This window comes from Undibacterium sp. WLHG33 (assembly GCF_049544815.1).
Classification (GTDB): domain Bacteria; phylum Pseudomonadota; class Gammaproteobacteria; order Burkholderiales; family Burkholderiaceae_D; genus Undibacterium.
Genome location: NZ_CP186697.1, coordinates 3,179,756 through 3,197,822, shown reverse-complemented (window position 1 = coordinate 3,197,822; position 18,067 = coordinate 3,179,756). Strand labels below are relative to the sequence as shown.

Here is an 18,067-nt window from a genome sequence, read left to right as displayed (position 1 = left end):
ACCACTTAATAAACGACTGAATAACACCCCACCGAATGACTTAGCGGCAATTCATCAACAACGGCTAGCAAGAAAGCTGCGCGCTTGCTGGTGCGAGCTGAGCTAATTCCTGTTCAACTATCTGCCACGCCAGCTGCATTTCATCCTCCGAGGCATCCGCATGAAAACGCTTGCGTACGCCTTCCTGATTCAGAATCAGATGGCGGTCGGCGTGCACTCCTGCCTGCTGCAAACAGGCTTTCACACACGCCAGTGCACAACCATCCAGGGCCAGCACCGGTCGCCCCGATTGCGCGAGCTTCACCAATGAAGCGACACCGCCACCAACCCCGGCGATACACGACATCTGTGCCCGCCCTTCCCTGTCCAGCCGGACGGCGCAGGTGTTTGCGAGCTGCGCCACACTGGAACAGCCGGAGCAGGCATAGACCAAGGGCAGTGTTGCTGGCTCAGCAGACATCAGACGCTTTCGGGCTGTCGTAAAAAACGATCAGCAAACCGGCTCAGCCACGCCGGACGCTCGCTGGCATCAATCCAGTATTTCACGGCAACGCCTAATTCCGTATTGCCTTCGATGCGCAGACGGCGACGGAAAAACAGGGTATCGGCATCTTCCATGCCGGACGCCATCTGAAAAAAATCTGCCGAGCTGGCCGACAGACTGACATCCGCTTCGGTTTCTCTGGCGTTTTTATAGACCGGACGGAACTTCCCCTGATCACAGTAAAAACACAGCGATAAACCCAGATCTTCAACCTGAATCCGAAAGGTTTTGCCGTAAAGGGTATCGGGCGCCACCAGCAATTCCTTGCGGCGCGCAATTTCCAGCGCCAGCATCAGCGGTGCCGTTGCCAGCGGCGTCGGCATCCATTTACCTAATTGCTGAAACGGTGCGGGAAAACGAAATTGTGATAAGTCCATCATGCATACTTTCAGAAATAACGAAGCGCAACTTATTCCACCGTCAGCCATTGCATACCAGGCTTTGCCTGCCAGTAGCCATTGCTGCGTTGGGCATGTGGTGGCAGATACTGACTGCCGACTTGTGCCGCACTGAGAGACTGGCGCGCGCGATCAAACGCCGCGACCACTTCCGCCATGCCTTGCGACTGCGGTTGCAAACGCAAAATATCGACTTGCATGGACGCTAATTCAGGTACCTGTGCGCCCAGATCAAGGCAAGTCGAACTCTGCGTCTGAATACCGTTAATCGTCAGAAAATCCTTACCGTCCCGCGTCGCCAGCGGCAATCCGTCGGGATATTGTTCGCAACGGAATTCGCAACTGTCTTTACGTAAGCGATGATGACGCGCAGTGAAACAGCGCGATGAAAACGCCAACGCCAACCGTCCCCAGACCTGCACTTCGGTTTCCATGCCAACCGGACGTTGCGCTTGTATCGCGGCCAGATCTTCGTGCCCGAGTTCTATCTGTGGCGTAAAGCGGCGGGCACCGAGTCCGGCTAGCCACTGCAAAGTGTCCGCGTGATACACATTCAGATGCGGCCCGGCGACAAAGGGTCTGCCCTGCATCGCACGTACCGCACTGAAATCATTTGCCTCAATCAGAAAACCTTGCTCTGAGGCTTTATCCACCAGCCTGTGCATATTCCGGCGATCGGCTTCACTGTCGATCAGGGTCAGGCTGGAAAGCACCACTTCTTTGCCTGCATTACGCAATTCTAAAGCTACGGCCAGCCAGTCATCGAGCTTCATCAGATGGCGGCGTGAGCAAGTGACTTCACCAAGATACACAATATCGACCGGCCATTGCATCGCATCGACATAAAAACGCAGGGTTTCTTCTTTTGACCAGTAATAGGCAAGCGGTGCGAGTGAGATTTTTAATGCTGTCATGGTATGTTTTGCCTTATTTCCAGGGACGCTCAAACGCACCTTGCGTCACCTGTGCGCCTTCGGCGTGACGCGCCAGCATCGCCTGCCATTCAGGCCGGGCGGAATAACGTCCAGGATCGCGTTGCGCCGCATCGAGTGCTGCGCGCAAAGTGCCGACCACTTGCGTCACATAGCTGGGGCTGCGCTGGCGGCCTTCGATCTTGATCGCTGCCACGCCCATATTGATCAGTTGCGGTAACAGACCGATGGCATTCAGACTGGTCGGTTCTTCTAGCGCATAATCAATTTCACCTTCGACTTCGAACCTGCCCTTGCATAAAGTCGGATAACCAGCCGCTTCATCCGGCGCATAGCGATCAATCAGCGTGCCGCTCAGGCGAGCGTACATCGTGCGGTCTTTCTCTTCCCAGCTGACCGCATGGGCAGGCGAACATACACCTTTATTATTCGGTGAGTCGCCAGTCACATAACTGGATAAGAGGCAACGTCCTTCGGCCATGACACACAGGCTACCAAAACCAAAGACTTCAATTTCCACCGTGGTCTGACGAATGATTTTCTCAATCTCGGTCAGCGTCAGCACACGCGGCAACACCGCACGCTTGATCGCAAATTGTTCGCGCATGAGTTCAATCGCATCAAGCGTTGTCGCCGAGCCTTGCACCGACAAATGTAATCGCAGATCGGGATGACGATCGCGCGCATACGCCATCAGACCGGGATCAGCCAGGATGACTGCATCAGCCCCCATCTGCACCGCCGTATCAATCGCGGCGCGCCATTCAGCAACCGCGCGCGCCTGCGGATACGTATTAATCGCAAACAGAATTTGTCGTCCGCGGCTATGCGCGTAAGCAACACCCTGTCGGATGTCGCTGTCGCCGAAATTGAGCCCGCCAAAGTTACGGGCGTTGGTGGCGTTGCGTAAGCCGAGATATACCGCATTCGCTCCTTTGTCTATCGCTGCTTTCAGAGCAACCAGACTACCGGCAGGAGCAACCAGATCGATAGGATTCATGACACAAGATGGTAATAAAATTTATTTTTCCGGTCATTGTCCTGGGTCAATAAAATTTCAATCGGCATCCGGCGCCTGCCATCAGTCATCTGACTCTCTTGTATTAATGCAGGGTCACAACATTGTGCTGATAGGTTTTCAGCGCATCATGCGAACCGATATGAATCGTAGAACCACAGACACGGATTAATTGTTCGTCCATCAGCTGATGCAATACCCGTGACAAGGTTTCGGGCGATAAGTTGAGCAAAGACGCCAGCAAATGCTTCTTTAATTCCAGCCTGACTTCATTCGTGCTTTGCATCGCAGACGTTTGCAACAGATAGTCAATCACGCGTTGAGTCGCATTTTGCAAAGAATAGCGTTCCACATTCCGGATAAAACCCAGCAGACGGTAAGACAACCCTGCCATCATCTGGCGTGAAATCAGGGGCGAGCGATCCAACAAACGCAGAAGAGCCTGGCGCGGAATTTTCAGCAACAGAGTATTTTCCAGCGCCTCTGCATAGAATGGATACGGCTCATCCAGAAACATCATCGCCTCACCCAGACTCTGCCCGGGACGAATGAGTTCCAGCACTTTATCGTTGCCCTGCGAAGAAGGGATACTCAGCTTCACCAACCCGTACACGACAATGTAACAGGCATCGGCCTGATCACCCTTGCGGAACAGCATCGTGTTTTTTTCCAGCTCAGTCTTGACCACATCCCTTTGCAATGTGTGCAGATCCACGGCCGAAATATTCCGGAACAGGGCGTGATTTTCCAGCAAACCAAGCAAATTAATTTTCGTCATGTTATCTCTCATGTTATTTCTCCAGCTTCTTTGACAGAAATCAAGTGTAGAAGCAGAGAAAATTACTGACTATCCGCCGAGAGAACTAGAACTGAAAAGCAAACGGAGAGATCGCCTGAGCGAATGACGGAGACATGCCGCACAAATCAGTGAATGCGGCGATACCAGAGAAGACAAATACTGAGATACTCATGGCTGGCAGGACACAAAGATGCTGTCGTGCCGATATCCTGCCTGAGCAGCAGACACGACGAGTAAGGAAAATATAGTGGAAATGGCAGTCTTACGACTTATCCAGCCCGTGTTCAACAGCGTACACGGCAATTTGCACGCGGCTGCTGAGACTGAGTTTTTTCAGGATATTCTGCACATGAATTTTGACGGTACTTTCCGCCACATTCAGATTGCGGGCGATTTCCTTATTACTTTCGCCACGCGCGAGGCAGATCATCGTTTCGCGTTCGCGCGGCGTGAGCTTCTCGCGCTCCGGTGCGGTGCTGAGGTTGTTTCCGGTACGGAATTGCATCACCAGTTTAGCCGTCATGGATTCGGCGATCACCGGTTCACCAGCGGCGGCACGCCGGATCGCCTGAGTCAGATAATCTGCTTCGATATTTTTCAGCAAATAGCCACGCGCACCATTTTTCAGTGCTTTCGTCAAATCTTCGGCTTCCTCTGACACGGTCAGCATCAGCACGGCAGTATCCGGTAAATCCTCGACGATGAGCTGCATCGCTTCCAGCCCGGACAAACCCGCCATATTCAGATCCATCAACACCACATCGGGTCGCAATTGCTTGGCACGCTTTACCCCTTCCAGACCATCGGATGCTTCACCGACGATCTCAAATTCAGGATTACGCTGCAACAACAAGCGAATACCACTGCGAAAAAGCGTGTGATCATCCACCAGCAAAATCTTGATAGGCATATTTTTCAGGCTTTCATGTAAAGTGATCTGCTCAGTACTCAGGCAACTAGGCGCTCCTGACGCGGTAATTGCAAGGTAATCGTCGTTCCGGCACCGGGCTGGCTATGAATATTGAAGCGGGCAGATAAACGTTCGGCCCGCTCCTGCATGATACGCAAGCCGACATGGGCATCGCCTTTTTCATGCACGCGCTCCAGATTAAATCCTGCACCATCATCAGCGACCGTCAGAGAAAAGTCGCGCTCATTCGCTACCAGCACTTTCACGCTGCTGGCCTGCGCATGCTTACGTACATTCGACAGCGCTTCCTGCAGGATAAACAATACTTGTAATTGCTGCTCCGGCGCCAGCGGTGCCCCGCTACCAGCCAATTGTATCTCGCCGTGTACGCCAGTCTGGCGCTGAAATCTATTGACGACATTGCGCATTTCCGATTCAAGATTGCTGTCTTGCAAGCGGGTACGGAAATTCAGCAACAACTCACGCACATCTTCGTAACTTTCCTCAACACCGGCGCGTAACAGCGGCGCAATATCTTTGATTTCTTCCACGTCATTGCGTCGCAACGAATCTTCCAGCATCTGCACCTGCAGATTTAAAAAGTTCAGCCCTTGCGCAATACTGTCATGCAAACCTTGCGCCAGCAGATTACGTTCCTGCGATACTGCAAATTCTTTTTCTTTGGCAATCAGGCGCTGGTTTTCTATCGCCGATCCCAAATTTTTACCTAATGTTTCCAGCAGGCGACGCTCTTCACCTGAAATGACGCGTTCGTTTGCAAAGTGCAAAGAGAAGCTACCGATCACTTGTTCCCGAGCCAGAATCTGAAAGGCCGCCAGGGAGAAAAAGCCCTCTTCCTGGCAACGATAACGCCGCTGCTGATTCAGCTGACGGAAATCCCTGACCAGCACAATGCCGCTGTAAGTAGCCGCACCACATAAACAATCATTGGTTTTGATGCAGTGTTCTTCTTCTATCATCTGTTCCGAAATACCTTCGTGCACAGTGATATGCAAATGATCGCTCTTATTGTCAAGGATACGCACGGTACCGCCATCGGCGTGAATTCTTTGCATGATCCTTTGCAGGAATCCGCGACACAATTCTTCTATGGCATTTGGCCGCGCCAGAAATCCGGCTGTTTCGTACAGCGTGCTGATCTCGTGATTTTGCGCCTGCAATTTCGCCGTCTTTTCAGAAACTCTGTCTTCCAGCGTGCGATGCACTGTTTGCACGCGATCAGCCATCTGGTTAAACGCCTGCGCCAGAACGCCAAATTCATCTTCAGTTTCTATCGGCAGGCGCACACTCAGATCATCTTTGGACATACGCGCAATACCCGCCTGCATGCGGGTCACAGGCCCGACTATCCACAGATATAAGAGATGAAGCAAGGCAACGCTGGCCGCCAGCGACACGAAAATCAGGGCAGTCTGACATAAGCGCAACCATGTTGTTTTTTCTGCCAGTTCAACTTCTACCAGCGACACCAACTGGTTAATGCTTTCCACAAAATCCGGCAGTTTCTGTACATATTCTGCCAGCACAGCCTGTTGTCGTACTGGATCTGTTTCCTGCATGACGTTCTGTGCGCCGACACGGATATGCTGCTGCCAATCTTTCTGCACCTCCCGCATCTGCTTACGGATACTGGCCGTGACCGGCAGGAATAAGGGACGTTTTGCGTCGCCCGCCTGCAAATCAGCAAGCGTACGGTCATATTCGGCCAGCGACTGCGCGACTCTACTTACAGCTTGTGGCTTCCCTATGCTCTGCTCCAGCTCGATCGCCAGCCGGTAAGAACGCATACGCAAGCTGCCTGCTTCATTAATTGCCGCACCACCGCCTTCCAGTTGCCAGGACAGCAGTACGGTGTAAGCAATTGCGGCCAGCGTCAGCGCCAGACCAACCAGCGTCGTCAGCAATATCCGGAATGTCAGTCTTTTGCCGATCGGCAGACTTTGCGATACATTCATCATCAGCACCTAGGGATAGGAGTTTCGTACAAAGCAAAGCCTTTCAGGCAAAACAAATAGCGGTTATCAGATGTTATGCGCTGATATTCTGCTGTATTGGGTTCTGTTGCGTATCGGGGTGCGGAACACCCAACGGACACACCATAGGCAAGAAAGTATCAGAGCGCGGCGAATAAGCAAGCAAAGCACCGTTACTCATATCAAAATACCAGCCATGCAAGGCAATTTCACCACTCGCCTCCCGCTCTGCGATCCACGGGAAACTGCGTAAATTATTTAACGACATGATGATCGCACCCAGTTCACAGGCACGGTTTCGTTCAGACTCAGAAGACAAATTTAGTTGTTGCAATACCTGTTGTTTGACCGGTTCAACAATTTTCATCCACTGCCCGATAAAATCAATTTTACGGCTAGGCTGATAGCCCTGCATCAGCGCACGGATACCGCCACATTTTTCATGCCCCATGACGATGATACGTTTGACATTCAGTGATTCGACCGCAAATTGTATAGCAGCACTGACGCCATGCTGATGCTCGGATTCGTTGCAAGGCGGCACCAGATTCGCCACATTTCTCACGACAAAAATATCACCGGGATCACAATCCAGCAATAGAGCGGGATCAACTCTGGAATCACAGCAACCGATCAGTAATGTTGTCGGATTCTGACCATGATTCAGTTTTGCATATAAAGGATCGTCGCCGTTAAAGTATTTACTCTGGAATCGCTGAAAGCCCTCAATAAACTGGTGAATATTACGTACTTCCATTCCTTACTCCATCTCTTTTAGCCGCCGGTTTGCGACATGAAGCGAATGATTTTATGCGGTTGTTCGATAAATTCATGTCGCTCAGGCTTCAATTCTATCGCAGTACGGATCGCCGCATCCAGTTCGCTGTCACTGATTCCCGCGCGCAGCAAGGGGCGCAGCTCAAACCGCTCTTCCTGCCCAAGGCACATGTAAAGCGTGCCATCAACAGATAAACGCACCCGGTTGCACGTAGCGCAAAAATGCTGACTGATAGGAGAAATGAAGCCAATGGTTCCCTTGCTATCGGCACTACTCCAGTAACGTGCAGGGCCACCACCCAGCTCGGTTGCCGCCGGCAATAAATTAAAGTGCTGAACCAACTGATCCCGTATCGGGCCAATGTCGAGATACTGACTATTACGCCCGGTCGCACCCATGGGCATCGCTTCTATCAGCCGAAGAATAAAACCTTCGTCAAAGCAAAACTGTGCCATGCGCAATATTTCATGGTCATTTACTCCGCGCATCACGACCATATTGAGTTTAATCGGATCAAACCCGGCCTGTTTTCCGGCCTGCAAGCCCGCCATGATGCTGGCAAAGCTGTCACGACCGGTAATTTTTTCCATACAGGCTTTATCGAGACTGTCGAGACTGACATTGATACGATGCACGCCAGCTTCACGCAAGGTCTGTGCATGTTTATGCAGTTGTGTCGCATTCGTCGAAAGAGAAATATCGTCAAGGCCGGGAATTTCGGATAATTGCGACACCAGTCGCGGCAATCCACGGCGTAACAAAGGTTCGCCGCCAGTCAGCCGGACCCGGCCAACACCCATACGGGCAAAGGCCGCAACCACACGACTTATTTCATCAAAACGCAGCCAGTTTTCCGGTTCTTCAAATCCGGAAAAGCCCTTGGGCATGCAATAGCTGCAGCGTAAATCGCAACGATCAGTGACAGACAAGCGCAAATAATTGACACGACGCCCGAAACGATCGGTCAGCGTATTGGCGACATTAGCAGGAGTGGCGGGGGCAGGAGTTTCCATGTCTGCATTGTGGCTGCAGGTGCCCGCAGGCACAATTCGCCGCCAGACCAGAATACGCTAGTTCTTTTGGGGGATATGCGGAATATGATTGGCTTCCGGGCGCATAAGTACAGAATGCAATTCGCGACGATAGCGAAACAAGGTCATCAGCATCAGCGCGCCCAGCAAACCTTGCGAAGCGGCAAACACAAGGCCAGCAAAAGTTGTCAACGCCATCGGTGCCAACGGCAACAGCAATAACAGCAGCAGAGCCAGCAAGACCAGACGTGCTTGCCATAACAGGCGCTGCGGCGGCAATATCACCTGCATGGCGGGCACACGCCGCCCGGCAGGCGTTTGTCGTCGCAGGTGCAGAAAGACCAGAAACGGAATAATTTTTCCCATCATCGCATTCACCGGCAACACGGCACCACCAACCAGCACCAACACACCTATCCACCAGGGAAATGCCTGTACAACCCACACTGGCAAGACTGCAAGAAGACTGTGAGCAGAGTCGCCAGCGTTGTACAACCCGGTCAGTAAAGCTGCAGTCGCCCAACTGGCGGCTGACACCAGCCATAACTGCCAGGCCGGATCAAATCTTCGCCGCGCCCGCCAGATGGCACGTAATGCGATACTGGCAAAAATCAGCATGAACACGCAGCCAGCAAGCAATGCCCACTGCCAGAAAAATACCGGCGTCGCCAACACTAAAGGTATCCACAAAGCAGCGGGGACAACCCGTTGCCAGCGAGCAGAAGGTCGCGCACTTTGCCAAAACATGGGTACTGTCGTCGAACCAACGCCAAGCACCAGTGTCGCGATCAGACCAACCAGACCCCAAGCGACATGCAAATTCAGCCAATGGAGAACATCAATACTCCACCAGCCTGCGAAATTAGCTGCCAGGGCAATGCCGATACCAACCACCATGGCGATGGCGACTCCGGTCCAGCGCAAAGTACGGGTAGTTGCATCCACCACGCTGATACGCCACGCGGTATGCAGCAAGGCGCAAACCACCGCGCCATATAAGACAAAGGCACAACCCGCTGCCAACATGAATCCGTAGACATAGCCAGATAAAAATCCGCTGACCAGACCAGCAGCGATCAAGGCCGAACCTGTGGCAACGAAAGGAGAAATATAACGCGCGGCAGCCACGGTTTGCCCAGCCACCACCGGCATCAGTTGAAATAAGGCACCGATCATGACTGGCATCAGCATTCCCAACACCAGACTATGAGTAACGGCCAGCGTTAGTGGCGCAAACCGATCCGGCAAACCTGAAGCGGAGCCGAATGCCAGCAATAAGCCGGCGACCAAGCCCAGCCAGGGTGCCGGTAACAGACAACCGAAGATCGTCGCTGGCGATGGCGCCAGCTCGTAATTGAGAATATTGACACCTGACAAAACTGATCCTGTCTTTAAAGAGAAACAGCAGTCAGCAAAGAAAGATCAGTCATATATCAGCGACACATCAGCCGCAGGAACAGGCGCCGCAACAAGGGCTGCCCATGCCCAGTTTATCTTCCAGATCCGGAATACTGCCGCCACACATAGGGTACAAAATATTCTCTTCTTTTACATTGTGCTGCTGAATCAGTACATTCAGGGTATCGATTGCTGCCAACGCGGCTTCGGGTTGATTTGCCGCTATCGCCGCATACGCCTCGTCGCGCAGATGACGTATCTCGGCATGCTCACTACGCATGACGCTGGTCGGGCCATTCACCATGCCGGTTGCCTGCTCCAGCGCAGGGAAAAGTTTGTTTTCTTCCAGCGTAAAATGCCCGTCCAGCTGTTCGTTGAACAAACGGAAATTGCGTCCGGCTGAAGCCATATCACCTTTATGCAAAGCGGCCTCGCAACGGTTCAGTTGATCATCACACTCCTGATGCTGACGCACCAGTTCTTTCATTGCTTTAGACATGTTCTCACCTTAGTTGTGACCTGGAATGTGCAAACACATTCCTTCGTATTTTTTTGCAATCGCGGCTGGCTGCATGCCGGTCTGCTTTATTGCACCAGCGGGCTGTCGGCACCTTGCATATCGATACCGGAAATCTGTGCGCGCCCTACCAGTAATTGCAGATACTGGCGTAACGCATGATCATGACTGGCCTGATGCATCGCGTTCGCAATATCTTTTTCTACCTTATCAAACGGCAACATCTGCCCTTCGACCTTACGCCCCACCTGTATGATATGCAGGCCAAAGCGGGTCTCGACCAGCTTAGGAATAATGCGACCTGCTTCGGCCGCAAACAATGCCTGCTCAAACTCCGGCACGGTTGCACCACGGCCGATCTGCCCCAGACTACCGCCGACTTCGCCTGATGGACAATTGGAATTGGCCTTTGCACATTCGCCAAACTGTGCCGGATTTTCCAGCACATCCTCCAGTACCACTGTGGCGTGCTTACGCAGAGCATCCAGATCCACACCTGGTGTCACCTGAAACAGGATATGACTGGCTTCTGCCAGCTCACCCACCCGGAAGTGGTCAGGGTGTGCCTGATACTGGCGCATACACTCATCTCGTCCGGGGGTGGGCACGTTGACTTCCTGTTGCAACAAGGCGTCAATCAGCGCTTCCTCATCGTCATTCTGCAAACCTGACTGCTGCGCCTCTTGCAGCAGGATGCGGCGCAGAACCAGTGCCGTCATCGCACTTTTTACCGGGTCGGCAGCATCCTGATGTTCAGGTAACTCCCGCTCCATGTCCGCATCGGTGAACTCATAACCATTGACTACGACAGGCATGTTAATCTCCGAATCAGCGTGGACGAACCAGCTGCCATGCGCGGCTGATATAGGTTACAGAAGCAAAACCGCTCCAGACGTGTACCAGACGGGTGAAAGGAAAAATCACAAACAAGCTCAGCCCCATGAACAAATGCAGCTTGAACAGTAAAGGCGCGGCAACGATAAATTCAGCAGCGTCACCCTTGAAAGTCACGATGTGCTGTGCCCATGTCATCAGCAGCACCATCATGTGACCATCACTGTGATTCGCTGATTCAAAAATCGTCGACAAGCCCAGGCCCAGCGTGACGAAAATCCATAGCAACAATACTTTGTCACCAGTTTTCGTCACAGCAGAAATCCGCGCATCAGAGAAACGACGATGCAACAAAATCAGCAAGCCGACCATGCATAAGGTACCGAAAATACCACCAGCCACCATCGCAATCATCTGTTTAAAACTGTGCGTGACTCCCAGCGTGTCCCAGACAACAACGGGTGTCAGCAAACCAACCAGATGGCCGAAAAACAATCCGAGAATTCCAAGGTGGAACAAGATATTGCCGGTTCTCAGGTTGCCGGTATGCAGCATTTGCGACGAGTCGCTTTTCCAGGTGTATTGTTCCCGTTCAAAACGTGCCAGACTGCCGAACAGAAAAATAGCCAGCGCAATGTAGGGATAAATCCCGTAAATAAATTGATGTAGATAAGTCATGATGGTATCTCCTCATTGACAAGAAGTAGCGCCGTTCGCTTTGGGCTGCTTTGGATAAAAATTGACCGGATGCGTGCCTGACAGATTCGGTTTCAGCAAAGGTTCAACACCATCGGCACCAGGGCCGAACGTTTCCATTGCATCATCCATGTCACGTACTGGCGGTTCACCCTGCTCTTGCGGCACGACATCCGTAAACGATGTCAGCATCAAAAATGCGTTCGCATAAGGGCTTTCACGACGCTGCAAACGAACACCAATGGCCGCAATCACGTGTATCGCTTCACCCAGAAGTTTTTCAGCCTCTTCATCACTGACCAGACTCAAAAATTCCAGGAACAAAGGAACATAATCCGGTAACTCACTTGCTTCCGGTTCAAATCCATGACGACGATATTCTTCAATCAGGTCCACCATGGCCTGACCACGATCACGACTCTCGCCGTGAATATGTTCAAACAGGTGCAAGGCCACTGAGGGGGTCCGGTCAAACGTGCCGACATAGTTTTCCTGCAGAGGAATCAATGCCGTCGTGCTCAGATAATCCAGCAAGGGTTCCAGCGATTCCAGGCTGTCCGGTTCATCAGCCAGCGCCTCCCGTATCTCAGGAACCGCCGCCTGTAATTCAGCCTGGGGATAACTCAGGAGTGCAGATAAAATACGATAAATTTGCATACAATTTCCTTTAGGGCAGATCAGGTGCGTCATGCGCACCTGATGGCTTTTATTCAACGCTGGACATTTTTTTGCGTGATTTCGGCATTTCGACAAAAATCACACTACCCTGCGGCTTCTTGCCAAACAAAGCACCATCGGAAACACCACCCGAGCAGCCATTGCCGAACGTAAATCCGCAACTGCCTTTTTCATTGAAGCTGTCTTCCACCATTTCCTTGTGCGATGAAGGAATCACGAAACGATCTTCGTAATTCGCAATCGCCATGGTCTGATACATGTCTTCAACCTGCGCTTCTGTTAAACCGACCTGCGCCAACACTGCTGTATCTTTCTGACCGTGTACCACTTCAGAACGTTTAAAAGCGCGCATCGCCAGCATACGATCCAAGGCTCTCAAGACCGGTTCTTCTTTACCGGCTGTCAGCAAATTCGCCAGATAACGCACAGGAATACGCAGCGATTTCACATCAGGAATAATGCCGTTCATACCCATGTGACCTGCTTCTGCTGCCTTTTGAATCGGTGACAGAGGCGGTACATACCAGACCATAGGCAGCGTGCGGTATTCTGGATGCAGTGGAAAAGCAATCTTCCATTCCATCGCCATTTTGTAGACCGGCGATTTCTGTGCAGATTGAATCCAGCTTTCTGGAATGCCATGCTTACGCGCTTCGGCAATCACTTCCGGATCATGAGGATTCAGGAAGCAACCGAGTTGCGCCTCGTACAGATCTTTCTCATCCGGTACTGAAGCGGCTGCTTCTATCTTGTCAGCGTCATACAGCAAGACGCCGAGATAACGAATACGGCCTACGCAAGTTTCGGAACAGACTGTTGGCTGACCGGCTTCAATCCGTGGGTAGCAGAATGTGCATTTCTCCGCTTTACCGGAACTCCAGTTGTAGTAAATCTTTTTGTAAGGGCAACCGGAGATACACATACGCCAGCCGCGGCACTTGTCCTGATCGACCAGAACGATACCGTCATCTTCCCGTTTGTAAATCGAGCCGGATGGGCACGATGCAACGCAAGCAGGATTTAGGCAGTGTTCGCACAAACGTGGCAGGTACATCATGAAAGTCGATTCGAAGGTGCTGTACATTTCTTTTTGTACGCCTTCGAATAACTGATCACGACTACGTGAGCTGAATTCGCCGCCTAAGTCGTCTTCCCAGTTTGGGCCCCAGACAATCTTGTCCATCTTTTTGCCAGTAATGACAGAGACAGGACGTGCAGTCGGTGGTGTCTGTGACAATGGCGCGTTTTGCAGGCGCTCATAATCGTAAGTGAACGGCTCGTAGTAATCGTCAATCTGCGGCAGATTCGGATTCGCAAAAATGTTTGCCAGGATACGCAACTTGCCGCCTTGCTTAGGCTCTAATTTGCCCGCGTCATTCCTATGCCAGCCACCTTTCCATTTGGACTGGTTTTCCCACTCTTTAGGATAGCCAATACCTGGCTTAGTTTCGACGTTATTAAACCAGGCATACTCAACACCGTCGCGGCTGGTCCAGACATTTTTACAAGTCACGGAACAGGTGTGGCAGCCAATACATTTATCCAGGTTCAGCACCATGCCAACTTGTGCGCGAATTTTCATGATGCAGACTCCTCTTCCAATTTACCCTCTAACCAATCTACTTTTCTCATCTTACGCAGAACCACAAATTCATCGCGGTTACTGCCGACCGTGCCGTAATAGTTGAAGCCGTATGCCAGTTGAGCATAGCCACCAATCATGTGGGTAGGTTTCAAGACCGCACGTGTCACTGAGTTATGAATACCGCCGCGCATACCGGACAATTCAGCACCCGGTGTGTTCACGATTTTTTCCTGAGCGTGATACATCAGACACATGCCTTTTGGCACACGCTGACTGACCACCACACGCGCCGTCAACGTACCGTTACTGTTGAATACCTCAACCCAGTCGTTATCCACCAGACCTGCTTCTTTTGCCTCGATCTCAGAGACCCACACATGCGGGCCGCCGCGACTCAAGGTCAGCATGCGCAAGTTGTCAGAATACGTAGAGTGGATGCCCCATTTCTGATGCGGTGTAATCCAGTTCAGCACTATCTCTTTCTCACCGTTCGGATGTTTATTCAACATCGGCGCAACCGTCTTGGTATCGATCGCTGGTTTGTACACACAGAGACCTTCACCGAAATCCAGCATCCAGCGGTGATCCTGGTAGAACTGCTGGCGACCGGTCAGTGTGCGCCATGGGATCAGTTCATGCACGTTGGTATAACCGGCGTTGTAGCTGACTTCTTCCGATTCCAGACCAGACCAGGTCGGTGCCGAAATAATCTTACGTGGCTGTGCCTGTACGTCGCGGAAGCGGATCTTGTCATGCTCACGGCCAACCGCCAGATGCGTATGATCGCGACCAGTGATTTTCGATAAAGCTTCCCAAGCTTTGACTGAGACATGACCATTGGTTTCCGGTGCGAATGTCAAAATCATTTCGCAGGCGTCAATCGCTGTATCCAGACGCGGACGACCTTTCGATACGCCCTCTTCTGTCACCACTTTGGTGATGCCACCGATTTCGTGGACTTCGTGTTCGGTGTTCCAGTTAATCCCTTTACCGCCGTTACCAAGTTTGTCTAACAAAGGTCCGATCGATGTGAACTTTTTGTAGATTTCTTTGTAGTTACGTTCAACGACCACAAAGCTAGGCGCAGTCTTGCCAGGAATCAGGTCGCACTCGCCTTTTTTCCAGTCTTTTGGCTCAAACGCCTGACCAAGTTCACCCGGTGTATCGTGCATCAAAGGTTGCAAGACGATGTCTTTGCGTGTCCCCAGATAGTCACCACCGATTTCAGTGAATTTCTTAGCGATACCTTTGTAAATTTCCCAGTCGGTTTTGCTTTCCCACAATGGCTGCACAGCTTCACTCAATGGATGAATGAAAGGATGCATATCAGAGGTATTCAGATCGTCTTTTTCATACCATGTTGCTGTCGGCAATACGATATCGCCGTACAGACAGGTCGTACTCATGCGGAAATCCAGCACAGTCAACAAATCCAGCTTGCCTTCGGCGGCTTTTTCACGATAATTAACCTCAGACGGCTTGACTGCTTCATCAGGATCATCAAACAGCGCATTCTGTGTACCAAGTAAATACTTCAGGAAATACTCATGGCCTTTGCCTGAACTACCGAGAATATTCGAGCGCCAGACAAACATATTGCGCGGGAAGTTTTTAGGATTATCCGGATCATCGCAACTCATATTGACGTGACCAGATTTCAGACTTTGTTTCAGATATTCTGCTGGTTCTACACCCGCTGCTGCCGCTGCATCGCACACATCAAGTGGATTGGTTTCTAATTGCGGGCAAGATGGCAACCAACCGAGACGCTCCGACTTGGCATTCAAATCGATCATGCTCATGTGGCTGACTTTGGATTTGTCTGCCGTTGGTGCAAGAATCTCATCGATATGCAATTTCTCATGGCGCCACTGACTAGTATGCGCATAGAAGAAGCTGGTACCGTTCATTTGACGTGATGGACGTGTCCAGTCGGATGCGAAGGCCAGCGGTGCCCAGCCGAACTGAGGACGCAGTTTTTCTTGACCGACGTAATGCGCCCAACCACCACCAGATTGACCGACGCAACCACACATCATCAGCATATTGATGATGCCGCGATAAATCATATCGTTGTGGTACCAGTGATTCAAAGCCGCACCAACGATGACCATGCTCTTACCATGTGTATCGTGCGCGTTTTGCGCAAATTCACGCGCAACTTGAATCACCAAGTCACGTTTTACGCTAGTGTGTTTTTCTTGCCATGCTGGTGTGTAAGGTACGTCATCATCATACGATGTAGCAACCGCGCCACCCAAACCTTGATCCACGCCGTAGTTCGCCATGGAGAGGTCATATACCGTCGCGACTAAAATCTCAGAGCCATCAGCCAATTGCACTTTACGCGCTGGCACATTGCGCAAGACCATATCGTTGGCATCTGCACCGCCGAAGTAGTTAAAGCCTACGCTCACTACTTGATCATGCTTAGCAACCAGACTCAATTGTGGATCGATCTCACGACCTGAACCGCCATCTTTTGGTTCCAAATTCCAGCGACCGACTTTTTCGCCATCATTGACTTTACCTTCACCCCAGCGATAACCGATAGAGCCGTTTGGTGAAACGATATCGCCGGTTTTCTCATCAATCGCAAGTGTTTTCCAATCGCCATTGTTTTCTTCGTTTAATCCACCTGGCAATTGTGATGCACGCAACATCTGATCTGGCACGAAACTGCCATTGCGCTCAACCAGACGTACCAGCATAGGCATGTCGGTATATTGTTTGACGTAGCTGCGGAAATAATCAGACTTGCCGCCAAGGTGGAACTCTTTCAGGATCACATGACCCATCGCCATTGCCAGCGCTGCATCCGTACCCTGTTTAGGTGCCATCCAGATATCACCAAATTTCACCATCTCACCGAAATCGGAAGACACAGCAACGGTCTTAGTACCTTTGTAGCGAACCTCGGTATAGAAGTGGGCATCCGGTGTCCGTGTTTGCGGCACGTTAGAACCCCAGACCATCAGGTAAGTAGAGTTGTACCAATCGGCAGATTCCGGCACGTCGGTTTGTTCGCCCCAGATTTGCGGACTGGCTGGCGGCAAATCGCAATACCAATCGTAGAAAGACAAGCATGCGCCACCGATCAAAGACAGGTAACGCGCACCAGCGGCATAAGACACCATGGACATCGCCGGAATCGGTGAGAAACCAACCACGCGGTCTGGGCCGAATTTTTTAACCGTGAAAGCATTCGCCGCTGCGATAATTTCTTGTGCAGTATCCCAATCAGCGCGCACAAAGCCACCGAGGCCGCGTACGGATTTATAACGCTTGGCTTTGACTGGATCTTGGCTGATGGATTCCCATGCAGCAATCGGGCCCATGGTCTTACGTGCTTCTTGCCACATTTCCATCAGGCGACCGCGGATCATCGGATATTTAACACGCTGGGCGGAATAGACATACCAGCTGTACGAGGCGCCGCGAGGGCAACCGCGTGGCTCGTGGTTCGGCAAATCAGGACGGGTGCGCGGATAGTCTGTCTGCTGTGTTTCCCAGGTAATCAAGCCATTCTTAACATACACCTTCCAAGAACAGGAACCCGTACAGTTCACACCATGGGTGGAACGCACAATCTTGTCGTGCTGCCAGCGGCTGCGGTAAGCGTTTTCCCACTTACGATCCTCTTCAACTACAGCACCATGACCATCGGAGAAGGTGGACTTCACCCGCGACATGAACTTCAATCTATCCAGAAAATGACTCATCGTAACTCTCCATATCAGGTGGGCGATGTACCCACAAGTTTCTTTACTTGCATACTGAGAGTGTAGAGAGTCAGCGTTAGCACGCCCATTCTTCGGTGCGGTGTGTCAGCTCAAGCATTGGCACTAGGCTGACTACTCCTTTAGAACTAGTCGCTTTTTAAGAAAAATGATTTGTATCAACAGCACAAAAAAGACATCAGATTCAGCCAATAAAAAAGCCTCTGATCGTTATC

The 18,067-nt window shown here is 51.5% G+C and carries 16 protein-coding genes; all 16 read right to left on the bottom strand.

Features of this window, described 5'->3' with window-relative positions:
• Positions 1 to 64: 64 nt before the first annotated feature.
• Entirely contained in the window at positions 65 to 460 is a 396-nt protein-coding gene (locus ACOTSW_RS14515) for a putative zinc-binding protein (protein WP_423679775.1), read from the bottom strand.
• Positions 460 to 921 (bottom strand): ubiquinone anaerobic biosynthesis accessory factor UbiT, encoded by a 462-nt coding sequence (ubiT, locus tag ACOTSW_RS14510; protein WP_423679774.1) that lies wholly within the window; start codon positions 919 to 921, stop codon positions 460 to 462. Before ubiT ends, ACOTSW_RS14515 begins: the two co-directional genes overlap by 1 nt.
• A gap of 32 nt (positions 922 to 953) precedes the next feature.
• The gene (gene ubiV, locus ACOTSW_RS14505) at positions 954 to 1,856 is read right to left on the bottom strand and encodes a ubiquinone anaerobic biosynthesis protein UbiV (protein ID WP_423679773.1); all 903 of its coding nucleotides are present in this window, start codon (positions 1,854 to 1,856) and stop codon (positions 954 to 956) included.
• A gap of 13 nt (positions 1,857 to 1,869) precedes the next feature.
• Complete coding sequence (ubiU, locus tag ACOTSW_RS14500) at positions 1,870 to 2,874, bottom strand: ubiquinone anaerobic biosynthesis protein UbiU (protein WP_186898202.1); 1,005 nt, start codon at positions 2,872 to 2,874, stop codon at positions 1,870 to 1,872.
• Positions 2,875 to 2,977: 103 nt separating this feature from the next.
• Complete coding sequence (locus ACOTSW_RS14495; protein ID WP_423679771.1) at positions 2,978 to 3,670, bottom strand: Crp/Fnr family transcriptional regulator; 693 nt, start codon at positions 3,668 to 3,670, stop codon at positions 2,978 to 2,980.
• A gap of 283 nt (positions 3,671 to 3,953) precedes the next feature.
• On the bottom strand, positions 3,954 to 4,601 hold the full coding sequence (locus tag ACOTSW_RS14490; protein ID WP_423679770.1) for a response regulator: 648 nt from the start codon (positions 4,599 to 4,601) through the stop codon (positions 3,954 to 3,956).
• Positions 4,602 to 4,639: 38 nt separating this feature from the next.
• Positions 4,640 to 6,577, bottom strand: coding sequence for a type IV pili methyl-accepting chemotaxis transducer N-terminal domain-containing protein (locus ACOTSW_RS14485; RefSeq protein ID WP_423679769.1), 1,938 nt, complete (start codon positions 6,575 to 6,577; stop codon positions 4,640 to 4,642).
• Positions 6,578 to 6,650: 73 nt separating this feature from the next.
• Positions 6,651 to 7,352, bottom strand: coding sequence for a carbonic anhydrase (locus ACOTSW_RS14480; RefSeq protein ID WP_423679768.1), 702 nt, complete (start codon positions 7,350 to 7,352; stop codon positions 6,651 to 6,653).
• 17 nt (positions 7,353 to 7,369) lie between these two features.
• Positions 7,370 to 8,386 (bottom strand): GTP 3',8-cyclase MoaA, encoded by a 1,017-nt coding sequence (gene moaA / locus ACOTSW_RS14475; protein WP_423679767.1) that lies wholly within the window; start codon positions 8,384 to 8,386, stop codon positions 7,370 to 7,372.
• Positions 8,387 to 8,443: 57 nt separating this feature from the next.
• Positions 8,444 to 9,781: a hypothetical protein gene (locus ACOTSW_RS14470; protein ID WP_423679766.1), complete on the bottom strand. Its 1,338-nt coding sequence runs from the start codon at positions 9,779 to 9,781 to the stop codon at positions 8,444 to 8,446.
• 67 nt (positions 9,782 to 9,848) lie between these two features.
• Complete coding sequence (locus tag ACOTSW_RS14465) at positions 9,849 to 10,301, bottom strand: hemerythrin domain-containing protein (RefSeq protein ID WP_423679765.1); 453 nt, start codon at positions 10,299 to 10,301, stop codon at positions 9,849 to 9,851.
• An 86-nt stretch (positions 10,302 to 10,387) separates the two neighbouring features.
• Positions 10,388 to 11,134 (bottom strand): peptidylprolyl isomerase, encoded by a 747-nt coding sequence (locus ACOTSW_RS14460; RefSeq protein WP_423679764.1) that lies wholly within the window; start codon positions 11,132 to 11,134, stop codon positions 10,388 to 10,390.
• A gap of 13 nt (positions 11,135 to 11,147) precedes the next feature.
• Positions 11,148 to 11,831: a respiratory nitrate reductase subunit gamma gene (gene narI, locus ACOTSW_RS14455; protein ID WP_423679763.1), complete on the bottom strand. Its 684-nt coding sequence runs from the start codon at positions 11,829 to 11,831 to the stop codon at positions 11,148 to 11,150.
• A 12-nt stretch (positions 11,832 to 11,843) separates the two neighbouring features.
• On the bottom strand, positions 11,844 to 12,506 hold the full coding sequence (narJ, locus tag ACOTSW_RS14450; RefSeq protein ID WP_423679762.1) for a nitrate reductase molybdenum cofactor assembly chaperone: 663 nt from the start codon (positions 12,504 to 12,506) through the stop codon (positions 11,844 to 11,846).
• Positions 12,507 to 12,555: 49 nt separating this feature from the next.
• Complete coding sequence (narH, locus tag ACOTSW_RS14445) at positions 12,556 to 14,109, bottom strand: nitrate reductase subunit beta (RefSeq protein ID WP_423679761.1); 1,554 nt, start codon at positions 14,107 to 14,109, stop codon at positions 12,556 to 12,558.
• The gene (locus tag ACOTSW_RS14440) at positions 14,106 to 17,834 is read right to left on the bottom strand and encodes a nitrate reductase subunit alpha (RefSeq protein WP_423679759.1); all 3,729 of its coding nucleotides are present in this window, start codon (positions 17,832 to 17,834) and stop codon (positions 14,106 to 14,108) included. The genes narH and ACOTSW_RS14440 overlap by 4 nt, the downstream gene beginning before the upstream one ends.
• Positions 17,835 to 18,067 lie beyond the last annotated feature (233 nt).